Origin of the sequence: Bosea beijingensis (genome assembly GCF_030758975.1) — a bacterium.
Taxonomy (GTDB): domain Bacteria; phylum Pseudomonadota; class Alphaproteobacteria; order Rhizobiales; family Beijerinckiaceae; genus Allobosea; species Allobosea beijingensis.
Map to the genome: position 1 here is coordinate 598,089 of NZ_CP132359.1, position 23,855 is coordinate 621,943.

At 66.4% G+C, this 23,855-nt stretch carries 22 protein-coding genes; 13 read left to right on the forward strand and 9 right to left on the reverse strand.

Features of this window, described 5'->3' with window-relative positions:
* Positions 1-221: 221 nt before the first annotated feature.
* Together pepT and Q9235_RS03020 are read right to left on the reverse strand one after the other, a co-directional pair.
* A complete protein-coding gene (gene pepT / locus Q9235_RS03015) occupies positions 222-1,451 on the reverse strand; it encodes a peptidase T (protein ID WP_306225314.1) in 1,230 nt (409 codons plus the stop codon).
* Complete coding sequence (locus tag Q9235_RS03020) at positions 1,451-2,344, reverse strand: beta-keto acid cleavage family enzyme (RefSeq protein WP_306225315.1); 894 nt, start codon at positions 2,342-2,344, stop codon at positions 1,451-1,453. The genes pepT and Q9235_RS03020 overlap by 1 nt, the downstream gene beginning before the upstream one ends.
* A 118-nt stretch (positions 2,345-2,462) precedes the next feature.
* On the opposite strand from Q9235_RS03020, the gene Q9235_RS03025 reads away from it, so the two are divergent.
* Complete coding sequence (locus tag Q9235_RS03025; RefSeq protein WP_306225316.1) at positions 2,463-4,088, forward strand: acyl-CoA synthetase; 1,626 nt, start codon at positions 2,463-2,465, stop codon at positions 4,086-4,088.
* Between the two features lie 85 nt (positions 4,089-4,173).
* Here Q9235_RS03025 and Q9235_RS03030 read toward each other — a convergent pair whose 3' ends face one another.
* From Q9235_RS03030 to Q9235_RS03040, 3 genes are read right to left on the reverse strand one after another with little or no spacing between them, the layout of a single operon-like run.
* Positions 4,174-5,025, reverse strand: coding sequence for a PCC domain-containing protein (locus Q9235_RS03030; protein ID WP_306225317.1), 852 nt, complete (start codon positions 5,023-5,025; stop codon positions 4,174-4,176).
* Positions 5,022-6,656, reverse strand: a complete 1,635-nt coding sequence (locus tag Q9235_RS03035; RefSeq protein WP_306225318.1) for an acyl-CoA synthetase — start codon at positions 6,654-6,656, stop codon at positions 5,022-5,024. The genes Q9235_RS03030 and Q9235_RS03035 overlap by 4 nt, the downstream gene beginning before the upstream one ends.
* Positions 6,653-7,540 carry an IclR family transcriptional regulator gene (locus tag Q9235_RS03040; protein ID WP_306225319.1) on the reverse strand — a complete coding sequence of 296 codons (888 nt, stop codon included), beginning with the start codon at positions 7,538-7,540 and terminating at the stop codon, positions 6,653-6,655. The genes Q9235_RS03035 and Q9235_RS03040 overlap by 4 nt, the downstream gene beginning before the upstream one ends.
* Before the next feature lie 234 nt (positions 7,541-7,774).
* Between Q9235_RS03040 and Q9235_RS03045 the strand changes: the two genes are divergently transcribed.
* From Q9235_RS03045 to iolB, 8 genes are all read left to right on the forward strand, one after another.
* The gene (locus Q9235_RS03045) at positions 7,775-9,643 is read left to right on the forward strand and encodes a TRAP transporter large permease (RefSeq protein ID WP_306225320.1); all 1,869 of its coding nucleotides are present in this window, start codon (positions 7,775-7,777) and stop codon (positions 9,641-9,643) included.
* Between the two features lie 43 nt (positions 9,644-9,686).
* The gene (locus Q9235_RS03050) at positions 9,687-10,706 is read left to right on the forward strand and encodes a TRAP transporter substrate-binding protein (protein WP_306225321.1); all 1,020 of its coding nucleotides are present in this window, start codon (positions 9,687-9,689) and stop codon (positions 10,704-10,706) included.
* Between the two features lie 157 nt (positions 10,707-10,863).
* Positions 10,864-11,667 carry an SDR family NAD(P)-dependent oxidoreductase gene (locus Q9235_RS03055; protein ID WP_306225322.1) on the forward strand — a complete coding sequence of 268 codons (804 nt, stop codon included), beginning with the start codon at positions 10,864-10,866 and terminating at the stop codon, positions 11,665-11,667.
* Between the two features lie 97 nt (positions 11,668-11,764).
* On the forward strand, positions 11,765-12,634 hold the full coding sequence (locus Q9235_RS03060) for a MurR/RpiR family transcriptional regulator (RefSeq protein ID WP_306225323.1): 870 nt from the start codon (positions 11,765-11,767) through the stop codon (positions 12,632-12,634).
* 106 nt (positions 12,635-12,740) lie between these two features.
* A complete protein-coding gene (locus tag Q9235_RS03065) occupies positions 12,741-14,675 on the forward strand; it encodes a bifunctional 5-dehydro-2-deoxygluconokinase/5-dehydro-2-deoxyphosphogluconate aldolase (RefSeq protein ID WP_306225324.1) in 1,935 nt (644 codons plus the stop codon).
* A 20-nt stretch (positions 14,676-14,695) separates the two neighbouring features.
* Positions 14,696-16,543: a 3D-(3,5/4)-trihydroxycyclohexane-1,2-dione acylhydrolase (decyclizing) gene (gene iolD, locus Q9235_RS03070; RefSeq protein ID WP_306228097.1), complete on the forward strand. Its 1,848-nt coding sequence runs from the start codon at positions 14,696-14,698 to the stop codon at positions 16,541-16,543.
* A 31-nt stretch (positions 16,544-16,574) separates the two neighbouring features.
* The gene (gene iolE, locus Q9235_RS03075; RefSeq protein WP_306225325.1) at positions 16,575-17,459 is read left to right on the forward strand and encodes a myo-inosose-2 dehydratase; all 885 of its coding nucleotides are present in this window, start codon (positions 16,575-16,577) and stop codon (positions 17,457-17,459) included.
* A gap of 24 nt (positions 17,460-17,483) precedes the next feature.
* Positions 17,484-18,281, forward strand: a complete 798-nt coding sequence (gene iolB, locus Q9235_RS03080) for a 5-deoxy-glucuronate isomerase (RefSeq protein ID WP_306225326.1) — start codon at positions 17,484-17,486, stop codon at positions 18,279-18,281.
* A gap of 36 nt (positions 18,282-18,317) precedes the next feature.
* Here the strand turns inward: iolB and Q9235_RS03085 are convergent, their stop codons facing one another.
* Entirely contained in the window at positions 18,318-18,626 is a 309-nt protein-coding gene (locus Q9235_RS03085; RefSeq protein WP_306225327.1) for a hypothetical protein, read from the reverse strand.
* 245 nt (positions 18,627-18,871) lie between these two features.
* On the opposite strand from Q9235_RS03085, the gene Q9235_RS03090 reads away from it, so the two are divergent.
* Positions 18,872-19,171 carry a hypothetical protein gene (locus Q9235_RS03090; RefSeq protein WP_306225328.1) on the forward strand — a complete coding sequence of 100 codons (300 nt, stop codon included), beginning with the start codon at positions 18,872-18,874 and terminating at the stop codon, positions 19,169-19,171.
* Positions 19,172-19,273: 102 nt separating this feature from the next.
* On the opposite strand, the gene Q9235_RS03095 is transcribed toward Q9235_RS03090, so the two are convergent.
* A complete protein-coding gene (locus Q9235_RS03095; protein ID WP_306225329.1) occupies positions 19,274-19,939 on the reverse strand; it encodes a hypothetical protein in 666 nt (221 codons plus the stop codon).
* A gap of 175 nt (positions 19,940-20,114) precedes the next feature.
* Between Q9235_RS03095 and Q9235_RS03100 the strand changes: the two genes are divergently transcribed.
* Positions 20,115-20,324 (forward strand): hypothetical protein, encoded by a 210-nt coding sequence (locus tag Q9235_RS03100; RefSeq protein ID WP_306225330.1) that lies wholly within the window; start codon positions 20,115-20,117, stop codon positions 20,322-20,324.
* Between the two features lie 88 nt (positions 20,325-20,412).
* Here Q9235_RS03100 and Q9235_RS03105 read toward each other — a convergent pair whose 3' ends face one another.
* Positions 20,413-20,793 carry a YkvA family protein gene (locus Q9235_RS03105; protein ID WP_306225331.1) on the reverse strand — a complete coding sequence of 127 codons (381 nt, stop codon included), beginning with the start codon at positions 20,791-20,793 and terminating at the stop codon, positions 20,413-20,415.
* 130 nt (positions 20,794-20,923) lie between these two features.
* Between Q9235_RS03105 and Q9235_RS03110 the strand changes: the two genes are divergently transcribed.
* On the forward strand, positions 20,924-21,244 hold the full coding sequence (locus Q9235_RS03110; RefSeq protein ID WP_306225332.1) for a polyhydroxyalkanoic acid system family protein: 321 nt from the start codon (positions 20,924-20,926) through the stop codon (positions 21,242-21,244).
* Positions 21,245-21,395: 151 nt separating this feature from the next.
* Positions 21,396-23,267, forward strand: a complete 1,872-nt coding sequence (locus tag Q9235_RS03115; RefSeq protein ID WP_306225333.1) for a cation:proton antiporter domain-containing protein — start codon at positions 21,396-21,398, stop codon at positions 23,265-23,267.
* Between the two features lie 56 nt (positions 23,268-23,323).
* Here the strand turns inward: Q9235_RS03115 and Q9235_RS03120 are convergent, their stop codons facing one another.
* Positions 23,324-23,740: a DUF3830 family protein gene (locus tag Q9235_RS03120; RefSeq protein WP_047578809.1), complete on the reverse strand. Its 417-nt coding sequence runs from the start codon at positions 23,738-23,740 to the stop codon at positions 23,324-23,326.
* Positions 23,741-23,855: the final 115 nt, after the last annotated feature.

The window sequence follows — 23,855 nt, forward strand, 5'->3', positions numbered from 1 at the left end:
GTGCTTTCGCTGTTCCTGCCCCCATCATGTAGGCGCGGACCACGCCAGCACCAATGCGACAAGCCGTGCTACGCCCCTTTGTCATTCCGGGGCTTCGCGCAGCGAAGAACCCGGAACCCACGACGGGGCGAGCCATTCAATACCTCGTTGCAGGCGCCTCACCCGGTCGTGGGTTCCGGGTTCGTGCCTGCGGCACGCCCCGGAATGACAACTGTGTGGAGCTAAACGCCCTGCCCCGCCAGCAGGCAGATGCGCCGCGCGACCTCATAGGAGGTCTCGAACGCCGGCAGCGGCAGGAATTCGAAGCGCGAGTGGAAATTATGCGCGCCGGTGAAGAAATTCGGCGTCGGCAGCCCGCGCGCCGAGAGCGCCGCCCCGTCCGTGCCGCCGCGCATCGGAATCCGCTTCGGCGCGATCTGCAGTTCGGACAGCGCCGCCATCAGCAGATCGACCGAGCGCCGGTCCTCGCCCAGGCTGTCGGCGATGTTGCCGTAGACATCCGTGACGTCCGAGGTGACACGCCCGGTCGGATAGCGCTTTGCGATCTCCGCCGCGACCTCGCCGATCCGCTGCTTGCGCGCCGCGAAGGACGCCTTGTCGAAATCGCGGATATTGGCCCTGAGCACGGCCTCGGCCGCATTGGCGACGATCTCGACGAACCAGGTATAGCCTTCGCGGCCGGCCGTGTTCTCCGGCGTTTGCGCCCTGTCGAAGTCGGCCATGTAGTCCTGCGCCATCAGGATCGGGTTCACCAGCACGCCCTTGGCCGACATCGGATGCGCGGTGACGCCGGTGAAGACGATCTCGGCCATCGCGGCGTTGAAATTCTCCCAGACGACCTCGCCGACCTCGCAGCTATCGATCGTATAGGCGAAGTCGCAGTCGAACCGGGCGAGATCGAGCGCCTTGGCGCCGCGCAGGCCGATCTCCTCGTCCGGTACGAAGGCGACAAGGATGTCGCCATGTTCGTCCTCGGGACGCAATTCGGCCAGCAGCGTCATCACGATCGCGACCGCCGCCTTGTTGTCGGCCCCGAGCACGCTGGTGCCGTCGCTGAAGACGATCTCGTTGCCCTTGTAGCGGGTGATTTCCGGATGCTCGGCGACGCGCAGCCAGATGTCCTTCTCCGCGTTGAGGCAAAGATCCTCGCCCTCGAAGCGCAGCACCTGCGCCTTGATCACCGGCGACAGGCCGACGTCGACCGTATCGACATGGGCGATGAAGCCGATCCGCGGCGCGCCCGCCTTCGTGCCGCGCTTCAGCGCGGTCACCGTGGCATGGTCGTCGATGACGACGTTCTCCAGGCCGAGCGCGCGCAGCTCCTCCGCAAGCAGTTCCGCCAGAACCTGCTGGCCCGGCGTGCTCGGCAGGGTGGTCGCCTTCATGTCGCTCTGGCTCTCGATCGCGACATAGCGCAGGAACCGTTCGAGCAATTTATCGCGCACGCTCACTATGCCTCTCCCTTGGCCTGTCGCGCCAACCAGCCCCGCACCTCGGCCGCGCTGGCAGGCTGTCCGCCCGCCGCCTCGACCAGCCGGACGCTGTCCGCGATCAATTCACGATTCGTCTTGTCGCAGCCGAAGGGCGCATCCTCCAGTCCGCCGCGGACATGGACGCCCCGCGCCACCGCCGGGCCGATGAGGTCGCGGAGATCGACGCCGAGCCCGGCGATCATCACCGGCGCCTCGGGCGCGTCTTCGGCGAGCAGCCTGAGATGCGCCTCGAGCGCCCATTCGCGCGGCGGAAACCCCCAGGCGAAGGCTTCCGAGAACATCAAGCGATAGATCGGCATCGGCATGCCCGGATAGGCCTTGGCCAAGGCCGCGCCGAGCCGCGTGAAGCCCGGCTCGTAGATCGCATAGCTCGGGTGTACCTTGTGGCGCTCCGCCACCTCCATCCCCTCGCGGATATGCTCGCCGGGGTTCTGGTAAATGAAGCCGGCCTCGCCCTGCGGGATGCCGGCAAAGGTCGTCCAGTTGCAGGAGCCGGGATCGAGCACGCCCCATTCGGCAAGCCCACGCTTCGCCAGTTCTTCGAGATGGGTGTAGCGGCCCGAGCCGATCATATCGCCAGCATAGCCCGAACCGAGGATCGGGATCGTCGGATAGACGATGGCGTCGACCTTGGCACGGATTCCCTCGATCGCCTGCGCATAGAGTTCCCAGTCGTCGCGCTGGCGGCCGGTCGCCATGTCGTAGACATGCAGATGCACGATGGCCGCGCCGGCTTCCACGGCGGCAATGCCATCCGCGATGATATCGGGAATGCTGATGGGAATGCCGGGCTGGCGCTCCTTGCCCCAGGGACCGTTGATCGCGGCCTCGACCCAGATCGGCTTGGTCACGGCGCTTCCTTTCGTCCCGCGATTTTGCACAAACCGTAAGCTGCTCCGCTCAGGCTTGTCAGCCCACAGGTCGGCTGGGCAGGATCGGCACAAACGCATGCGAAGACCGGAGCCGATTATGCTCGAACGCCGCGCGACCTACCGCGACACGCTGGACGCCTTCGCCTGGCGCATACCGGAGCGCTTCAATATCGGCACCGCCTGCTCGGACGCCCATGCTGACGGAACCGGCAAACCTGCCCTGATCTTCGAGGAGGACGGCGGCAAGGTCGCGACGCTCTCCTTCGATGAATTGTCCCGCGCCTCGAATCGCTTCGCCAATCTCCTTGCCCATCACGGCATCGGGCCTGGCGAGCGCGTCGGCATCCTGTTGCCGCAATCGCCGCAGACCGCGATCGCGCATCTCGGCGCCTACAAGCTGGGCGCCATCGCCCTGCCGCTCTTCATCCTGTTCGGACCGGAGGCACTGGAGCACCGGCTTGGCCATAGCGGCGCCAGCGTGCTCGTCACCGACGCCGAGAATATCGGCAAGGTCGAGGCGATCCGCGACGCCCTGCCGAACCTGCGCAAGATTTTCGTCGTCGGCGGCGCCGGCCATCTCGATTTCGAGGCGGAGATGGCGAGGGCCTCCGACCGCTTCACCGCCGCCGATACGCGCGCCGACGATCCCGCCGTGATCATCTATACCTCCGGCACGACGGGTAAGCCGAAGGGCGCTCTGCATGCCCATCGCGTCCTGCTCGGCCATCTGCCGGGCGTGCAGTTGCCGCAGGAATTCTTCCCGCAACCGCATGACCTGTTCTGGACCCCGGCAGACTGGGCCTGGATCGGCGGCCTGCTCGACGTGCTCCTGCCCAGCCTCTATTGCGGCGTGCCGGTTCTGGCCTCCCGCGCCCGCAAATTCGATCCCGAAGCCGCCTTCGCGCTGATGAACAGGCACAAGGTGCGCAACGCCTTCCTGCCGCCGACCGCGCTGAAGCTGATGCGGCAGATCGGCAATCCCCGGCGCTTCGGCTACGCGATGCGCTCGATCGGCACCGGCGGCGAAACGCTCGGCGCAGACATGCTCGACTGGAGCCGCGAGACCTTCGGCTTCCCGGTCAACGAGTTCTACGGCCAGACCGAGGCGAACCTGCTCGTCTCCAACTGCGCGAGCCTCTATCCCGTAAAACCCGGCTCGATGGGCCGCGCCGTGCCCGGCCACCGCGTCGCGGTTATCTCGCCCGAAGGCCGCGAACTGCCTGATGGCGAGCAGGGACTGATCGCGGTCGCACGCCCCGATCCCGTGATGATGCTCGAATACTGGAACCAGCCCGAGGCCACGGCGGCAAAGTTCATCGGCGACTGGCTCGTCACCGGCGATAGCGGCGCGCGCGACGAGGAGGGCTATTTCTGGTTCCAGGGCCGCGACGACGACATCATCTCCTCCGGCTCCTATCGCATCGGGCCAGGCGATATCGAGGACTGCATCATCCGCCACCCGGCCGTGCTGATGGTCGCGGTGGTCGGCGTGCCTGATCCCGTCCGCACCGAGATCGTCAAAGCCTTCGTCCTGCCGAAGCCGGATGTGACGCCAACGGCAGAATTGGCTTCAGAGATTCAGGCCTTCGTCCGCGACCGGCTGGCGGCCTATCAGTATCCGCGCGAGGTCGAATTCGTGACCGAGCTGCCCCTGACCGCGACCGGCAAGATCATGCGCAAAGACCTGCGCAACCGGGAGATCGCGAAGCAAAGGGGAAACTAAACTCAACCTCCTTGTCATCCCGGGCGGAGCGTAGCGGCTTGTCCGGGATGACGGCGCCTCCCTTGTTGGTTGATGCGACGCCGCGTCAGCGAGCCTCCAGCACCAATTCGAAGGTCATCAGCACCGGGTTATCGCCCCGAGCCAAGCGCCCGCTCGCCAGCGCGCCGCTATAGTCGACGAGCGCGACATCGATTGCCGCCTCGAATCCGCCAGTACCAGCCACGATCCGCCCGTCGGTGATCGCTATCTCCGTGGCAAAGTTCTCCACGACTCCGCCATCGGTGAACCGCGCCCCGATGGTCGAGCCGACGCCGCCATGGATCACCGCCTCGCGAATGCCGCGCTCAACGCAGAACGCTTCCAGCGCACCACAGAAATCGACATTTGGCTTCACGCGCAGCGCAAAAAACCGCCCTGCCCCGGCACCGCCTGACCCCGCCGCCACCGGCCCGAACAGCTTGAAATGCGTCTCGCTGTCCGGCTCGGCCGTGAACACCGCGCCGCTGAGTCCCACCGCCTGCAGCGTGATCGTCTCGGCCACGGTCGTCTCGTCCGGCAGGATATGACCACCGCTGCGCTTGGCGTCGCCTTCCACCCACAAGGCATGAGCATGGAAGAACGGCGCCCCGTCGCGCTGGCCGAAGGTCATCGCGCCAACCTCAATGCGCGCGCCGTCCTCCGGCCGGAAGGTCTCGCTGTAAAAGGCCGCATGCTCCGGCGTCTTCGACAGCGCCGGCATCACATAGGCGAAGGGCGAGAGCTTGAGCCCATCGAGCTTCACCACGCCCGACGCGACCCCCTCGGCCGCGAAGCCGCGGCTCACCGCCTCCAGCAAGGGCATGCCAGCCGGCAACCTCAGCGAAAAGGCACGCCCGCCGCATTCCACCCACTGGATGCGCTCGGGCGTGCCGGTGCCGGGCTGCTGGATCCGCCTCACGACGCCTTCCCCTTCAGGAAGTCGAGCTCGCCGCGCTTTTCCAGCTCGTCCTTGACGAGGCGCTTCGGCACCTTGCCGTAACCCGATTTCGGCAGGGCCTCCCAGAACAGGAAGCGCTTGGGCATCTTGTAGCGGGCGATCTTCGGCCCGAGGAAATCCGCGATCTCACCTTCCGTCGCGTTCTGGCCAGGCCGGTTGACGCAGACCGCGATACCGATCTCGCCCCAGACCGGATCGGGGACGCCGAGCACCGCGACCTCGGCGATCGCGGGATGGGTCAGGATCTTCTCCTCGATCTCGCGCGGATAGATGTTCGAGCCGCCGGAGATATACATGTCCGAGGCCCGGCCGGTGATGTAGACGAAGCCCTGTTCGTCCATGTGGCCGAGATCACCTGTGCGGAACCAGCCGTTGCGGAAGGATTTCGCATTGGCTTCAGGGTTGTCGTAATAGCCGGCGAAGACGGCCGGCCCGATCACGCAGATCTCGCCCTGCACGCCGGCTTCGACCTCTTTCCCCTCATCGTCCTGGATCTGCACCTGCATGCCGGTGCGCTCGAAACCGCAGGTGCCAATGCGGGCATTCGGCCCGTCCTCGGCCTCGTGCAGGGCCGGCGGCAGCACGGTGATGTTGCCGGTCACCTCGCCCAGCCCGAAATACTGCACGATCACCTTGCCGAGCTTTTTCAGCGCCGCCTTCTGGTCCTCGCGATACATCGGCGCGCCCGCATAGATGATGTAGCGCAGGCTCGAATGATCGTGGCTGTCGGCCGCGGGGTGCTCGACCAGCATCTTCAGGATCGTCGGCACGGTGAAGATGTTGCTGATCCGGTGTTTCGCGATCAGCCGATAGGCCTCGTCGATGTCGAAGCGCTCGGTCGGCAGCAGGATCGAGGTCGCGCCGCGCGCCGAGATCATGAGCTGATGCACGCCGGCGCCATGCGAGAGCGGCGCCACCACCAGCGACGCATCCCTTTCGGTCGAGCCGGGTACGAGATCGCAGAGATGGTTGGTGATGACGAAACCCATCTGGCCATGGGTCAGCACGGCCGCCTTGGAGCGCCCGGTCGTGCCGGAGGTGAAGAAGAACCAGCAGGGATCGTCATGCTCGACGGCTGCGTTCTCGACCTTCTCGCCGCGATGGCGCGCGATCACCGCCCCGACTTCGTCCTCGCCGAACGCGCCATCCCCGATCCGCCAGATGAACTCCGGCGCCGGGCTCGCGGCTGCGACGGCCGCCGCATGTTCCGGGAAATCGCTATGGCAGAGGAAGCCCTTGGCGCCGGAAGCCGTAGCGAGATAGGCGACCTCGTCCGGCAACAGGCGGAAATTGGTGGGCACCCAGACGGCACCGAGCCGGAAGGTCGCGAACATCGAGACGAACATCGCGTCGCAATTCTTGGAATGGACCAGCAGCCGGTCGCCCTTGCCGATGCCGCGCGCCCTCAAGCCCGCAGCCAGCGCGGAGACCTGCACATCGATCTCGGCCCAGTCGAGCACCTTTTCGCCCCAGATGAAGGCGGGATGCGCAGGCAGGCGCCGCGCGTTCTGCGTCGCGATATGGGCGAGGTTCATCACGCGCCGGGTCATCGGCACGACGCCCCCGGTCGGGGCTGGCTTTGCAGAGCTCATCTTGCGGCTCTCCCTGTCTCGATGGATCGCGGCGCGGCGGGCATGGTGGGCCGCGCCGCCCGTTTGGATACGAACATCTGCTGGAGCAGCGCTTCCAGCCGTTCGGCTTCGCGCGTCAGGAGAATGGCGAGTTCAGCCTGCCGGGCCGGCATCATCCTGCTGTCGATCGCGGCGATGGAAAGCGCGCCAGCAACCCGCCCGTCCGGATAGCGGAACGCCCGGCCGATGCCCCAGGAACTGGCGACGACCTTACCCGGATTGAGCGAGAAGCCCCGCGCGCGCGTCGCCACGACATCGGTCCGCAGGGCATCCGGGGCAAATCCGGGATAGCGCTCCAACAGCACGGCTTCACTAGCTGCCAGCACGCGGTCCACATCGTCGTCCGGCAGCGCCGCCAGCATCGCGAGCGAGCCGGCCCCGACGCCGAGCGGATGCTGGTCGCCGGTCTGCAACGCGTGGGTCCGCACCGGATAGGTCCCCTCCTCCCGATGCAGGCAGATCGCGTAATTCTCACGGCGAACGGTTAGGAAGCTCGTATCCTGCGTCTCGGCCGAGAGGCGTCGCAGGCCGTCCATCGCGATCTCAAGCAAGCCGTGGCGCCGCGCTGCCAGCACGCCGAGCACGAAGGCCTCCTCGCCGAGGCAATAGCGTCGCGTCTGCGGCTCCTGCTCGACCAGCCCCGCCCGCATCAACGCCAGCAGCAGGCGCCGCGTCGTCGGCTTGTTGAGGCCGCTGCCGGAGACGATCTCGCCGAGCGGCAGGCCTTCGGCCGGCTCCCGCCCGATCAGCGAGAGCAGCCCCAGAGCGCGGTCGACGCTCTGCGAGCCGGATAGTCCGGCCTCGGCCATGGAATTCTGCGGCAAACGCTCCTCCAAGCGGTCCATGATATGGACCTTATTCTTATCTCCCAACCGTAGATGGGCGCTTTGCGGATTGCAATGCCGTCCCCCTCGTGTAATCTGCGGCCCGTCCCACTGCCCAGCTATTCACAGTGTGGACCGCAATCGACGCCGACGACACCACAAGATCGGCGCGAAGGGAGGAACGGAACGATGGCCCTCGAGGCATTCTGCGTAACGGGTGGATCGCGCCCGGCGACCGGCATCTGAGGCCGCCACATGGTCGATGTCGTCGATACGCTGCATATCCCCGAGAACCTGAGCGAGAACGAGGGCGCGCGCCCCGGCTCGGCCATCATGCGCCCGGTCGAGATCGTCGCAGCAGCCCTAGTCGCCTTCATCATCGGCGTACTGCTGCTCGGCGTGGTCTCGCGCTATGTCTTCTCGCTGCCCTTCGTCTGGGTCGATGAGGTCGCCTCGATTTCCTTCATCTGGCTCGCCATGCTCGGCGCAGCCATCGCGGTCGACCGCAACGAGCATCTGCGATTGACGCTCTTCGTCGGCATGATGCCGCCGCGCCTGCGCGAATTCGTCGAGACGCTTGCGCTGCTGGCGGTAGCCACCTTCCTGGCCGCGATGGTCTACCCGGCCATCGATTACGCCGTGGAAGAGAGCTACGTCACCTCGGCGGCACTCAACATCCCAGTCAGTTGGCGGGTCTCGGCCATCGCCGTCGGCATCGTGCTGATGCTGCTGCTGACGATCCGCTACGCCTTCAAGACCGGGCGCCTGGCGGACATCGCGGCTTCGGTCCTGATCATCGGCGGGTTTGGCCTCGCCTTCTGGCTGCTCGGTCCGACGCTGAAGACCCTCGGCTACTACAACATCCTGATCTTCCTGGTCTGCGTCGTCGCCGCCTGCCTCGTCGCCGGCGTTCCGATCGCCTTCTGCTTCGGGCTGGGCACGCTCGCCTTCCTCGCCTTCTCGACCAATGTCCCGATGATCGTGATGATCGGGCGCATGGACGAGGGCATGTCGAGCCTCATCCTGCTCTCCGTGCCGATCTTCGTGCTGCTCGGCTGCATCCTCGACGCCACCGGCATGGGCAAGGCGATCGTCGATTTCCTGGCGTCCCTCCTCGGCCATGTCCGCGCCGGCATGTCCTATGTCCTGCTCGGCTCGCTCTATCTCGTCTCGGGCATTTCCGGCTCGAAGGTCTCGGACATGGCGACCGTGGCGCCCGCGCTCTTCCCGGAGATGAAGCGGCGCGGCTACAAGCCCAAGGACCTGATCGCGCTGCTGTCGACCGGCGCCGCTATGGCCGACACGGTCCCGCCCTCGATCGTGCTGATCGTGCTCGGCTCCGTCGCCGGCGTCTCGATCGCCGGCCTGTTCAACGCGGGCTTCGTCATCGCCGGCGTGCTCCTCGTCGCGCTCGCGGGCCTCGCGCGCTGGAAGGCGGCGGCGGAGGACATGAAGGGCGTGCGCCGCGCTCCCCTCGCGGTGATCGGCAAGGTCGCGCTCGTCGCCGCACCGGCGCTCGTCCTGCCCTTCATCATCCGCGCCGCGGTCGGCGGCGGCGTCGCGACCGCGACCGAGGTCTCGACCATCGCGGTGCTCTACGCGCTCGTCATCGGCATCGTACTCTATGGCGGCATCAGCCCGCGCAAATTCTACCAGATGCTGGTCGAGACGGCGGCGCTTTCGGGCGCGATCCTGGTCATTCTCGGCACGGCGCTCGCCATGGCCTGGGCACTGACCCAGACCGGCTTCGCCCGAGACCTCGCCACCTTCATGGCGAACCTGCCCGGCGGCTGGCTCACCTTCATGGCGGTCACCATCGTCGTCTTCATGATCCTCGGCTGCGTGCTGGAGGGCCTGCCGGCGATCGTGCTGATGGCACCGCTGATGTTCCCGATCGCCAAGAATCTCGGCATCAACGACGTGCATTACTCGATGGTCGTGGTCACCGCGATGAATATCGGCCTGATGGCACCGCCGATCGGCATCGGCTTCTACATCGCCTGCAAGATCGGCAACGTCTCGCCGGACGAGGCGATGGGCGCGATCTGGCCCTATCTCATCGCCCTGATCGTCGGACTCATCGTCATCGCCCTCGTGCCCGGTCTCTCGACCTGGGTGCTGTGAAGCTCACAACAAGAAACCAGACAATCCCAGAGGAGAAACGCTCATGACCATTTCGCGCCGTACACTGCTCCAGGCCTCGGCCGCCGCCTCCGCCATCGGCACCTTCCATATCGGCCGCGCCAATGCCCAGGCCGCCGAGTTCACCTATAAATACGCCAACAACCTGCCCGTCGCGCACCCGATGAATGCCCGCGCCAACGAGGCGGTGGCGAAGATCAAGCAGGAGACCAACGGCCGGGTCGACATCCAGATCTTCCCGAACAACCAGCTCGGCTCCGACACCGACATGCTGAGCCAGGTCCGCTCGGGCGGCGTCGAGTTCTTCACGCTCTCGCCGCTGATCCTCTCGACGCTGGTCGCCAACGCCTCGCTCTCCGGTATCGGCTTCGCCTTCCCGAACTACGATGCGGTCTGGAAGGCGATGGACGGCGAGCTCGGGACTTACGTCCGCGGCCAGATCAACAAGGCCAACCTCGTCGTCATGGACAAGATCTGGGATAACGGCTTCCGCCAGATCACCTCGTCCAAGGGCCCAGTCAACACGCCGGATGATCTCAAGGGCTTCAAGATCCGCGTGCCGGTCTCGCCGCTCTGGACCTCGATGTTCACCGCCTTCCAGTCGGCTCCCGCCTCGATCAACTTCGCCGAGGTCTACACCGCGCTGCAGACCAAGGTCGTCGACGGCCAGGAGAACCCGCTCGCGATCATCGCGACCGCCAAGCTCTTCGAGGTGCAGAAATACCTCTCGCTGACCAATCACATGTGGGACGGCTTCTGGTTCCTGGCCAACCGTCGCGCCTGGGAGCGTCTGCCGGAAGACCTGCGCGCCATCGTCGCCAAGAACATCAACGCCGCCGCGCTGCTGGAGCGCGACGACGTCGCCAAGCTCAATGCCGGCCTGCAGGGCGAATTGCAGTCGAAGGGCATGGCGATCAACGAGACCAAGGCCGACGCCTTCCGCGAGGCGCTGCGCAAGGCCGGCTTCTACGCCGAGTGGAAGAAGAAGTACGGCGACGAGGCCTGGGCGATACTGGAGAAGGCCGTCGGCAGCTCGCTGAGCTGATCGGCGCCAACCACAAACGCGGGTCATCCCGGGCGTAGCGAAGCGGAGACCCGGGATCCATGCCGGAACAGTCCAGGCATGGATCCCGGATCGGCGCGGCTTCGCCGCTTGTCCGGGATGACCCGCGCCTATTTCTGACCTTGAGAGACCAAGCACCATGGCCGACCGGCTGAAGGGCAAGATCGCTATCGTCTTCGGCGCCGGCTCCTCCGGCCCCGGTTGGGGCAATGGCAAGGCTGCGGCCGTCGCCTATGCCCGCGAAGGTGCCGGCGTCGCCTGCATCGACCTGAACCATGACGCTGCCAAGGAAACCGCGGAGATCATCGCCGGCGAAGGCGGCAGGGCACTCGCGCTTGCCGCCAATGTCACTGATCTCGCCTCGGTCGAGGCCTGCGTCGCTGAAACCATCAGGCATTTCGGCCGGCTCGACATCCTCCACAACAATGTCGGCGTCACCCATATGGGCGGCCCGGTGGAGCTGTCGGAAGAGCAGTTCAACGCCTCGCTCCAACTCAATCTCGGCTCGGTCTATCGCTGCGCCAAGGCCGTGATTCCGGAGATGCTGAAAGGCGGCGGCGGCGCCATCGTCAACATCTCCTCGCTCGCCGCCATCCGCTGGACCGGCTACCCGTACTTTGCCTATTACGCGACCAAGGCGGCGGTGAACCAGGCAACGGTCGCGCTCGCGATGCAATATGCGAGGCAGGGGATCCGCGCGAACTGTATCATGCCCGGCCTGATCGACACGCCGCTGATCTACAAGCAGATCTCCTCGCAATACGCCTCCGTCGAGGAAATGGTCGCCGCCCGCGATGCGCAGGTGCCGATGGGCAAGATGGGCACCGCCTGGGACATCGCCAACGCGGCCGTGTTCCTCGCCTCCGACGAAGCGAAATTCATCACGGGCGTCTGCCTCCCGGTCGATGGCGGCCAGAGCTGCACGACCGCGCCGCTGGGCTGAGCCAAGGTCGAGCGTTCATTCCTCTATTGGAACGCTTGCTCCATTTCCGCATCGCTGCCAGAACTGTCGCCAACAGGGACCTCAACGGGAATCCAGGATGAGCGACACCGCCGTTGCGGAGCTGCCGCGCGATTTCGACGAACTGCGCGCATCGATCCTCGCCCAGCGTGAGAGCCTGCCCAAGCGCATCGCCCAGATCGCAGCCTATGCCCTCGACAATCCCGACGAGATCGCCTTCGGCACCGCCGCCAGCATCGCGGTCTCGGCCGGCGTCCAGCCCTCCACGCTGATCCGCTTCGCCCAGCATCTCGGCTTCGACGGTTTCACCAGCCTGCAGGGCGTCTTCCGCGCAAGGTTGCGCGAGCGCAACTCCAGCTATGAGGAGCGCCTCAACACGCTGCGGGGCGGCGACGGAACGGCTGCCGGCAACCACCGCATCCTCGACGGTTTCCTCACCGCATCGCGCAAGTCGCTGGACGTGATGAGCCGCACCCTCGACGAGGGCACGCTCGACCGCGCCATCGATGTGCTGGCCCGCGCCGAGACGATCTATATCCTTGCTCGCCGCCGCTCCTATCCGATCGCGAGCTATCTGGCTTATGCGCTGGGCAAGCTCGAAGTCCGCAACCAGCTCGTCGAGTCGGCCGCTGGCCTCGATCCGGAGATCATCGCCTTCGCCACGCCGAAGGATGCCGTCCTCGTCATCAGCTTCTCACCCTATGCGCCGGCCACGATCGAGGATGCGCGCGGCCTCGCCGAACGCGGCGTACCGCTCGTCGCCATCACCGACAGCGCCTTCTCCCCGCTCGCCAGCATCGCCAAGCTCTGGTTTGAGGTCGCCGAGGCGGATTTCGGGGGGTTCCGCACGCTGGCTTCGACCATGGCCCTCTCGATGGCGCTCGCCGTCGGCGTCGGCGAAGCCCGCCGGACCGGGCGCGGCAAGGCCCGTCGCGGCGGCCAAGCCTAAAGATTTAGGAATAGACATTCCGCATTGACGAAATACTGGAATTATTATTTCATTCCCGCCACCGGAGCCATTCGGCTCCGATGACCAGCGCTGCCGGGAGACAGACATGACGGGACCGCTCGGCGGATCGACGCAGGCGCTCGACGTCATCACCATCGGCCGCGCCTCGGTCGATCTCTATGGTCAGCAGATCGGTTCGCGGCTGGAGGATGTCACCTCCTTCGCCAAGTCGGTCGGAGGCTGCCCGGCCAATATTGCCATCGGCACCGCCAGGCTCGGCCTGCGCTCGGCTTTGCTCACCCGCGTCGGCAACGAGCAGTTCGGCCGTTTCCTGCGCGAGCAGCTCGGCCGCGAAGGCGTCAACCTCGACGGCCTCAAGACCGACCCCGAGCGCCTGACCGCCCTCGCCATCCTCTCGGTCGAGAGCGACAAGTCCTTCCCGCTGCTGTTCTATCGCGAAAACTGCGCCGACATGGCGCTGGAGGAAGGCGATATCGATCCAGCCTTCATCGCCAAGGCCCGCGCCGTCGTGGTCACCGGCACGCATTTCGCCCGGCCCAGCCCCGAGGCTGCCCAGCGCAAGGCGATGAAGCTGATGCGCGGCAACGGCGGCAAGGTCGTGCTCGACATCGACTACCGCCCGAACCTCTGGGGCCTCGCCGGCCACGACGCCGGCGACAACCGCTACATCGCCTCGCAGGCCGTGTCAGAGCGGATGAAGACCGTCCTGCCCGGCTGCGACCTCATCATCGGCACGGAAGAGGAAGTGCTGATCGCCTCGGGCGAAAGCGAATTGCTGCCGGCGCTGAAGACGATCCGCGCGCTGACCCCGGCGACCATCGTGCTCAAGCGCGGCCCGATGGGCTGCATCGTCTATGAGGGCGCGATTCCCGACGACCTCGAGAAGGGCATTATCGGCAAGGGCTTCCCGATCGAGGTCTACAACGTCCTGGGCGCCGGCGACGCCTTCATGTCCGGCTTCCTGCGCGGCTGGCTCGGCGGCGAAAGCCTCCAGACCGCCGCGACCTGGGCCAATGCCTGCGGCGCCTTCGCCGTCTCGCGCCTGCTCTGCTCGCCGGAAAGCCCGACCTTCGAGGAATTGCAGTACTTCCTCAGGAACGGCAGCCCGCACCGCGCGCTACGCAAGGACGCGGACATCAACCACATCCACTGGGCGACGACGCGCCGCCGGGACATCCCCTCGCTGATGGCGCTCGCCTGCGACCATCGCTCGCAGCTTGAAGAAATCGCCGCGAAGGCCGGCGCCGATCCCGCCCGCATCCGCGATTTCAAGGTGCTGGCGGTGAAGGCTGCCGCCCGCGTCGCCGATGGCCGCCCGGGCTACGGCATGCTGCTCGACGAGAAGCATGGCCGCGAGGCGATGTTCGAGTTCGGCCGCCATCCCTTCGCCTGGCTCGGCCGCCCGGTCGAGCTTCCCGGCTCACGCCCGCTGCGCTTCGAGACGAGCCAGGATATCGGTTCGCTCCTGCCGGAATGGCCGGTCGATCACTGCATCAAGGCGCTCTGCTTCTATCATCCGGACGATTCCGAGGAGCTGAAGCGCGAGCAGCAGGAGAAGCTGCGCGGCCTGTTCGAGGCGGCGCGCAAGGTCGGCCGCGAAGTGCTGATCGAGATCATCGCCGGCAAGAACGGCCCGCTCGGTCCCGATACGATTTCGCGGGCGCTGGAGGAAATCTACGCGCTCGGCATCAAGCCCGACTGGTGGAAGCTGGAGCCACAATCCTCCCCCGCCGCCTGGACTGCGATCGAGAAGACCATCGCCAAGCACGATCCCTGGTGCCGCGGCGTGCTGCTGCTCGGGCTCGATGCTCCCGCGGAGGAGCTGGAAGCCGGCTTCGCCGCCACTGCCGGCACCCCCATCGTCAAGGGCTTCGCCGTCGGCCGTACCATCTTCATGAGCGCGGCGGAGGGCTGGCTTGCCGGCAAGCTCGACGACGAAGCGGCGATCGCCGACATGGCCAGGCGCTTCGAAGCCTTGACCGGTCTCTGGCTTGCCACGCGCGGCCGGAAGGCAGCATAGCTTCCATCTCGGAGACAGAGATCATGAGCACCGTCCGCCTCACCATGGCGCAGGCGCTGACGCGCTATCTCGTCGCGCAGATGACCGAGATCGGCGGCGAGCGCCTGCCCATCTTCGGCGGCGTCTGGGCGATCTTCGGCCATGGCAATGTCGCCGGCCTCGGCGAGGCGCTCTGGCACGAGCGCGACCGCCTGCCGACCTTCCGCGCCCATAACGAGCAAGCCATGGCCCATGCGGCCATCGCCTATGCCAAGGCGAACATGCGCCGCCGCTTCATGGCCGCGACCACCTCGATCGGCCCCGGTGCGACCAATCTCGTCACCGCTGCCGCGCTCGCCCATGTCAACCGCCTGCCGGTGCTGCTGCTGCCGGGCGACGTCTTCGCCAACCGCATTCCCGATCCCGTGCTTCAGCAGGTCGAGGCTTTCGGCGACGGCACCGTCTCGGCCAATGACTGCTTCCGGCCGGTTTCGCGCTATTTCGACCGCATCACCCGGCCCGAGCAGATCATCCCGGCGCTGACCCGCGCCATGCAGGTGCTGACCGATCCGGCCGAATGCGGCCCGGTCACGCTCGCGCTCTGCCAGGACGTGCAGGCCGAGGCCTATGACTACCCCGAGAGCTTCTTTTCTGAGCGCCTCTGGACGCCGCGCCGCTCCCGCGCCGATCGCACCGAACTCAAGGCCGCAGCCGAAGCACTGAAAGCCGCGAAGAAGCCGCTCATCGTCGCCGGTGGCGGCGTGCTCTATTCCGGCGCCAGCGACGAACTCGCCCGCTTCTCGGCAGCGACCGGTATACCCGTCTGCGAGACGCAAGGCGGCAAATCCGCCCTGCCCGACGATAACACGCTCAACATGGCCGCCGTCGGCGTCACCGGCACGGGCGCGGCCAACCGACTCGCCGCGGAAGCCGACCTCGTGCTGGCCGTCGGCACCCGCCTGCAGGATTTCACCACCGGTTCCTGGGCACTGTTCGGCGCAGCGCAAAAGACGATCATCGGCCTCAACGTCCAGCCCTTCGACGCCGGCAAGCACCGCGCCCTGCCCCTGGTTGCCGACGCTCGTGAGGGCCTGGTCGAACTGGCCGAGACCATCGGCGGCTGGAAGGCCCCCGAAAGCTGGACCAACAATGCCAAGAGCGGCAAGGCCGACTGGCAGAAGGAAGCGGGCAAGGCGACCGCCGCCAGCAATGCGTCCCTGCCCTCGGACGCGCAGGTCATCGGCGCGGTCCAGCGCACGCTGGGCTCCGACGTCATCCTGCTCCATGCGGCAGGCGGCCTGCCCGGCGAACTGCACAAGCTCTGGCAGGCCGGCGCGCCCGGCACCTACCATGCCGAATACGGCTTCTGCATGGGCTACGAGATCGCCGGCGGGCTCGGCGCCAAGATGGCTCGGCCCGACAAGGAGGTCGTCGTCATGGTCGGCGACGGCTCCTATCTCATGCTCAATTCCGAGATCGCGACCTCGGTGATGCTGGGCCTCAAGCTCACCATCGTCCTGCTCGACAATCGCGGCTTCGGCTGCATCAACCGCCTGCAGAACGCGACCGGTGGCCAGAGCTTCAACAACCTGCTCAAGGACAGCAGGTACGAAACCTTGCCGGAAATCGATTTCGTCCAGCACGCCGCCAGCATGGGCGCGATCGCCGTGAAGGCAGCCTCGATTGCCGAACTCGAAACAGCACTGGCGCAGGCCAAGGCCAACACCCGCACGACCGTCGTCGTCATCGACACCGACCCGCTGATCTCGACCGGTGCCGGCGGCGCCTGGTGGGATGTCGCGGTGCCCGAGGTGAGTGATCGCGAGCAGGTCCGCACGGCGCGAGCGAATTACGACGAACGACGCAAGCGTCAGACCATCGGCAACTAAGCCGTTCCCATAGGCGAGAAAGACCCGACACATGATCCGCATCGGCGCGAACCCCATCGGCTGGTCGAATGACGACATGCTGGAGATCGGCGGCGACATCCCGCTCGAAACCTGCCTGAAGGAGGCCCACAAAGCAGGCTTCACCGGCATGGAGCTCGGCAACAAGTTTCCGCGCGACGCGGCGAAGCTGAAGCCGATCCTCGACGCCCACGGCCATGCCCTGGTCTCGGGCTGGTACTCGACCGAACTGCTCGTCCGTGACGCCGCCGCCGAGATGGTCGCCGTGAAGGCGCATGCGACGCTGCTGCGCGACATGGGCTGCTCGGTCCTGATCGCGGCGGAGACCTCAAACGCGATCCATTCCGACATCACCAGGCCGCTCTCGGCCCGTCCCGTCCTGCCGAAGAACCGCTGGGACGATTTCGGCGCGCGCTACACCAATTTCGCGGAAGCCCTGAAGGCCGAATACGGCCTCCAGCTCGTCTATCACCATCACATGGGTACCGTGGTGCAGACCGAGGCCGAGATCGACCGGTTCATGGGCGTCACGAGCGCGGCCGTCGGCCTCCTCCTCGATACCGGCCATGCCACCTGGGGCGGCGGCGATCCCGCCCGGATCGCCCGTCATTGGAAGGCGCGCATCCACCATGTCCATTGCAAGGACATCCGCGAGGCGGTGATGTGGCGCTCGAACCGCGAGGACTGGTCCTTCCTCGAATCCGTGCTTGCCGGCGTCTATACCGTGCCGGGCGACGGCCTGATCGACTATGTCCGCGTGCTCCAGGAATTGCAGGGTTATTCGGGCTGGATCGTGGTCGAGGCCGAGCAGGATCCGAAGAAGGCGGAGCCCGCGACCTATGCGAAGCTCGGCCACGCCAATCTCAGCCGCTTCATCAAGGAAGCCGGGCTGGTTTGATCGCCCAAGGATAGGAAACAGCCGATGTCCCATCTCAAGGTCAAGCCGCAGGGCACGAGCGGTCGCGTCACACATGTCACGCCGGAAAATGCCGGCTGGACCTATGTCGGTTTCGACCTGCACCGCCTGAAGGCGGGCGAGACCGTTTCGGCGCAGACCGGCGACCGCGAGACCTGCCTCGTCTTCGTCACCGGCAAGGGCACGGTCACGGCCGGCGGCAGGGCGCTCGGCGAACTCGGCCAGCGCATGAGCCCTTTCGAGGGCAAGCCCTGGTCGGTCTACCTGCCGGAGGGTTCCGACTGGTCGGTCACCGCGACCACCAATCTGGAGCTCGCCGTCTGCACGGCGCCTGGGCTCGAGGGCGGCCTGCCCGTCCGCGTCATCAGCCCGGACGATCTCGGCCAGGAAACCCGCGGCAAGGGTTCCAACACCCGCCACGTCACCAACATCCTGCCCGAGAACGAGCCGGCGGATTCATTGCTCGTGGTCGAGGTCATCACCCCCGCTGGCAATACCTCGAGCTATCCCCCGCACAAGCACGACCGTGACGACCTGCCGCGCGAATCCCATCTGGAGGAGACCTATTACCACCGGCTGAACCCGCCGCAGGGTTTCGGCTTCCAGCGCGTCTATACCGATGACCGCAGCCTGGACGAGGCGATGGCGATCGAAGATGGCGACGTCGTTCTGGTGCCCAAGGGCTATCACCCCTGCGCCACCTGCCACGGCTACGATCTCTACTATCTCAACGTCATGGCCGGCCCGAGGCGGACCTGGAAGTTCCACAACGCCACCGAGCATGAGTGGCTCTTGAAGAGCTGACGAACCCGGCAAGGAAGGGCGTGGCGGCCCTGCACCTCAGGGCGAGCACATGTAGGCGGTGCCCTTGGTATCCGGCCCCTTCCACTTGATATCGGCGGCGGTGGCGAAGACATGGGTCCCGCCCTTCTCCGCCGCGGCGATCTTCAGGCGCGCGACCACCGAATCGCGCGTCTTGTCGAGCGGCATGATCGCCTGCGAGCTGTCTTGCCCGTCGACCTGGCCCAGCGCCTTGCAATTCTCCACAACGCTCTTCGTATCGGTCACCACGACGATGCTGCTGCGCGACGTGTGATAGGTGCAGGCGCCGAGCAGCAGGGCCGGCAGGAGGATGAAGAAGCGGGGCATCGTCGCGTCCGGGCTGGGCTGATCGGATCTCGCGCGCATGTTCCGCCGCTTCGCTCCAAATGCAAGCCCGCGCCGGCGCGAAACCACCTCACCGCTCGTCCATTCGACGGAAACGTCACAATTGCAGCGGAATTGTCGCGATTTGACGTGCGAACTTTAACGCAAAGCCCGCGTCATTCTTGACCTGCCGACGCGGCTGCTCTTAAGTCGCTTCAGGCCAATGGGAGGCTGAAAAGGGATAAAATATGCGTAGCATTCTGATCGTTGGCGCCATGGCTGCTTTTCTCGCCGGTTGTCAGACCGCGCAGGAGTCGATGGCCGACGCCGAAGTGACCTGCGAGTCCCAGGGCTTCCGCCCCGGCAGCCGCGCCTACCAGCAGTGCCGCTCGGCGAACTATGTTGAGAACCGTCGCGCCTCGAACGAGGCGGGTTCTGCCGTCGCCGCCGGCGTCGCCGCCGGTGTCATCGGTGGCGCCCTGATCGCTGCCGACAACCGCGCCTATTACGGCCGCGGCTACTACGGCCGTCGCGGCTACTGGTGGTAAGACAAAGGGGCTCCAGCTCGGAGGATCCCCGGATATACCGAGCCCTGCGGCGCTGTGTGCCGCAGGGCTTTTTCATGCCCAAAGCCTCTCGACCGAGAGCGTTCAGCGCCGGGCAGCGCGCTTGCGTGCCGGCGCCGCGGCCGGCTCGCTGGCCGAAGCCGCGCTGAGCAGCGAGCCGATCACATAGGCTGCGAGCCCGAGACCGACCACGACCGCCATGGGTTCGCGCTCGGCGCGCTTCGCCAGCATGCGCCCGCCCCTGTCGGCATAATCGCGAGCCATCGCCGCATAATCATTGGCGCGATCGGCATAGTCATCCGCGACGTCGCGATGCGAACGCAGCCAGCCGCTACCCGATTTCAGGACCCGGTTGCCGGCGTCCGCAGCCTCGGAACCGTAATCCCGGAGCCAGCCGCGCCAGCGACCGTAATCCGGCTGATAGCGCTCCCAGCCGGACGAGGGCTGGCTGCGCAGCATCGCCCAAGCGACAAGGCCGATACCGGCCACGCCGAGGCCCAGCGCCGCAAGCGGATGGCGTTCCACGCTCTGCACCACGGCCTGGCCGCTACCGCGCACGGCCTCGAGCGGTTCCGCTTCGTCCCAGGCCTCCTTGGCGCGCTCATAGCCGCCCTTGACGGTCTCACTGGCCTTGTCCGCCAATTCCGCCGCCTTGCCGCGCAGGCTGCTCACGCTCGCGCTCACGGTTTCTGCGGCCTCGTCGGCAGCCCTCGGAACGTCGGGCGGGAAGCTGTTGCTGCTGATCGCCATGGCGGTCTCTCCGTTTCTGAAAGGGGTCATGGCGAGAGAACGAAGCGGGCGCGGCCGGGTTCCAATCCGCGACAAAACGGCTGGGTCACGATTCTTCACCTGTTCGGCCATGACCGCGTCATGATTGGATGCGACTGACCTTGGAACAGGGGCAATCAACGAGAAGGAGACGCGCATGCATGTTCAGCACCTCCAGATCGCTCACCCGTTCGTTCTCTCCGATCCCGAATGGATCGCACTGGAGAGCATCGAGGAGGAGACCCGTCACTTCATCTTCGACGAGACGATGCTGCATTCCCTGCAGGATCGCGGTCTCGTCGAGTCGGACGGCACCATCTGGCGGGTCACCCAGACCGGCCAGAAGCGCCTGAACGACCGCGACTGAGGCCGACGAAAGCCGGGCGTTCCGGCACAAGCGATGGATAACCAGGCCCGCCCGTTCGGCGGGCTTTTCCATGTCTGGGACTGAAGGTTCAGCGCGATCCTCCCGGCCACACACACCACAGCAGCGCGGCTGCAGCCGCGATCCAGATTGCCAGTATCGCGATCATGCCGCCATGGCTCGCCTGCCTGGCCTGCCCTGCCGCCATCGCCCGGTACTCGGCCATCAACGGCTCGGGAATGAGCTTAACCACGAGGAGGATGCCGATCGGCACGATGATCAGGTCATCGAGATAGCCGAGGATCGGGATGAAATCCGGGATGAGGTCGATGGGGCTGAGCGCATAGGCCGCGACCGCACCCGCCGCGAGCTTCGCATACCAGGGCGTCCGGCTGTCGCGAGCCGCTATCCACAGCGCGATCACGTCGCGCTTCAGCAGGCGCGCCCACTTCTTCGCTCGCTCCAGCAACATGACGGCTTCCAGGGCTCCTCTCGGGCCCGGTTAGCAGATATCTCCCGCGAGGTCTCCCGGCCCGGCGGCGCTGGAAAAATGCCGCCGCCATTGCCATGTAGAGCCCTCTCTTCCTTTCCGATGAGCTGTCATGGGCAAACCCGTCTCCATCACCATCTCGCATGATCTCGGCCGGGACGCAGCGCTGGCGCGTCTGCGCGGCGGCATCGACACGATCCGCGACCGGCTCGGCATGGTCCGGATGCAACTGGTCGAGGAGCGCTGGGAGGGCGATGCCCTGCATCTCGGCGTCGGCGCGCTTGGCCAGACCGTCCATGGCCGCGTCGAGGTCGAAGACAGGCTGATCCGCGTCGAGGTGACGCTGCCCTGGATGCTCGCGGTCTTCGCCGAGAAGCTCAAGATCGGCGTCGAGAAGCAGGGCCAGATCCTGCTGGAGAAGCCGAAGGCCTGACTGCATCGCCCGCCATTCCCGGCGGCCGGAATTTTCGTCAGCGAAAGCCTGAAAAGTCGTACGTCCTTCGGTTGAAATCACAGGCTCGAAACCCCATGCTCGGAATGTTCAAACAATCTTGATTTCTTGACCTTTCGGATTTGGGAGACCCATGCATAACGGCCCGCTGATCGCCATCATTGTCGCGGGCCTCGGCCTTGCTTTCGTCTTCGGGGCGCTCGCCCAGAGACTGCGGATTTCGCCTCTCGTCGGCTACCTTCTCGCCGGTGTCGCCGCAGGCCCGTTCACGCCGGGTTTCGTCGGTGACCAGAACCTGGCCAACGAGCTGGCAGAGATCGGCGTCATCCTGCTGATGTTCGGCGTCGGCCTGCATTTTTCCCTGAAGGACCTGCTCTCGGTGAAGGCGATCGCCGTGCCCGGCGCCGTCGTCCAGATCGGCATCGCAACGCTGCTCGGGCTCGGGCTCGGCACATGGCTCGGCTGGAGCTGGTTTTCGGGAGCGGTCTTCGGCCTGGCACTCTCCACCGCTTCGACGGTCGTGCTGCTGCGTTCGCTGCAGGAGCGGCGGCTGGTCCAGACCGAGCGCGGCCGCATCGCGGTCGGCTGGCTGATCGTCGAGGACATCGCGATGGTGCTGGCGCTGGTGCTGCTGCCGGTGCTGGCCGAGATCATCAATGGTACGCCGTCCGGTGGCAGCGCGCCGCTCGCCACCCGCTTCGACCTCGGCCTCTGGGGCGTGCTCGGCCTGACCTTCGCCAAGCTGATCGGCTTCCTCGCCTTCATGCTCGTCATCGGCCGCCGCGTCATCCCCTGGGTGCTGCACTGGGTCGCCCATACCGGCTCGCGCGAGCTCTTCCGGCTGGCGGTTCTGGCCGTTGCGCTGGGCGTCGCCTATGCGGCCGCGACCCTGTTCGGCGTCTCCTTCGCGCTCGGCGCCTTCTTCGCCGGCATGATCCTGTCGGAATCCCCGCTCTCGCAGCGCGCAGCCGAGGAAACGCTGCCGCTGCGAGACGCCTTCGCGGTGCTGTTCTTCGTCTCGGTCGGCATGCTCTTCGACCCCGGCATCCTTCTGCGCGCGCCGGGGCCGCTGATCGCCACGCTTGCCATCATCCTGATCGGCAAGTCCGTCGCAGCCTGGCTGATCATGCGCGCCTTCGGCCGCTCGCAGACCGCGGCCCTGACCATTTCGGCTTCGCTCGCCCAGATCGGCGAATTCTCCTTCATCCTCGCCGGCCTCGGCACGGCGCTCGGCATCCTGCCGGCGCAGGGGCGCGACCTGATCCTCGCCGGCGCGATCCTCTCGATCCTGCTCAACCCGGTGGTCTTCGCACTGGCCGAGCGTCTGGCACCCGAGACCCCGGCCGCCAAGCCGAAGCCCGCGGCGCCCCCCGAAGCTGGCGAAGCCGAGACGACTGCCGCACCCGAGCCGCAGCCGGAAGCTCCGCCGGAACGCGACATCACTCCGACCGGCCTCACCGACCATATCGTCGTCGTCGGCTATGGTCGCGTCGGCAGCCTGCTCGGCGCCGGCCTGCTCTCGCAGGGCGCGAAGCTCCTGGTCATCGAGGACAATCCCGACGCGGTCGCCACCGCGAAGCGCGACGGCGCCGAACTCCTCGTCGGCAACGCCGCCGATCCAGAGGTGCTCTCCGCCGCCGCAGTCGGACGGGCCGTGCGCCTCTTCGTCGCCATCCCCGGCAGCTTCGAGGCCGGGCAGGTCTGCGAGCAGGCCCGTGCCGAAAATCCGGCCCTGCCGATCGTCGCCCGCGCCCATTCCGATGCCGAGGTCGCGCATCTCACCAAGTGCGGGGCGACGCTGACGATCATGGGCGAGGCCGAGATCGCCCGCGCCATGCTCTCGCTCTGCCAGAACCTCAAGGACGCTGGCGCGCCTCCGCCGGCCGAACCGGAGGCGGCGCCCGAGGCAGCCAGGCCCGAAGCGATAGCCGAGGTGCCCGCTCCCAAGCCGCCACCGGCGAAGCCGGCGGAAAACCCGCCCGCCGATCCCCCGGCCGCGGCATAAGAAAAGGGCGGGACTCCAGGCGCCCCGCCCTTTCCGTATTCACATGCCGATGGCGCTCAGTCGACGAGGTCGAAGCGCACGTCCTGCACGCCTTCGTAGAGCGTCTTGCGGCCGAGCGTGTAGAGGTTCTCCAGCCCCGAGGTCAGGGTGATGAAGTGGTTGCCGGAGAGCACGCCGGCCTTGCTGGCGAACTGCACGCCGCCATAGGCGAGCAGAATCTCCGTCTCGCTGACGCCGCCCGGATACAGGATGATGTGGCCCGGCGCCGGATAGGCGGTGTTGTTCTCGTAGCCGACGCCGAAATCGAGATCGCCGAGCGGCATCCAGACGCCCTCTCCGCTCCAGCGCACATGCACCATCTTGCTGATGAACGGCATCTGCTTCTTGAAGGCGGCGCAGGTCTTCGGGGCGGCTTCCAGCTCGAACTTGGCGTCGAACTTGAACGGCCCGGCGGTGACGATCAGCTTGCTCATGAAATCCCCGTCTTCTTGGAAGCGTTTCGGACCTGCTGAATGACATCAGGCCGGAGGACCGCGCAAGAGCGCTCTCGGAACAACTGCGACGCCGGAACGTGAAGGATGCCGGCGC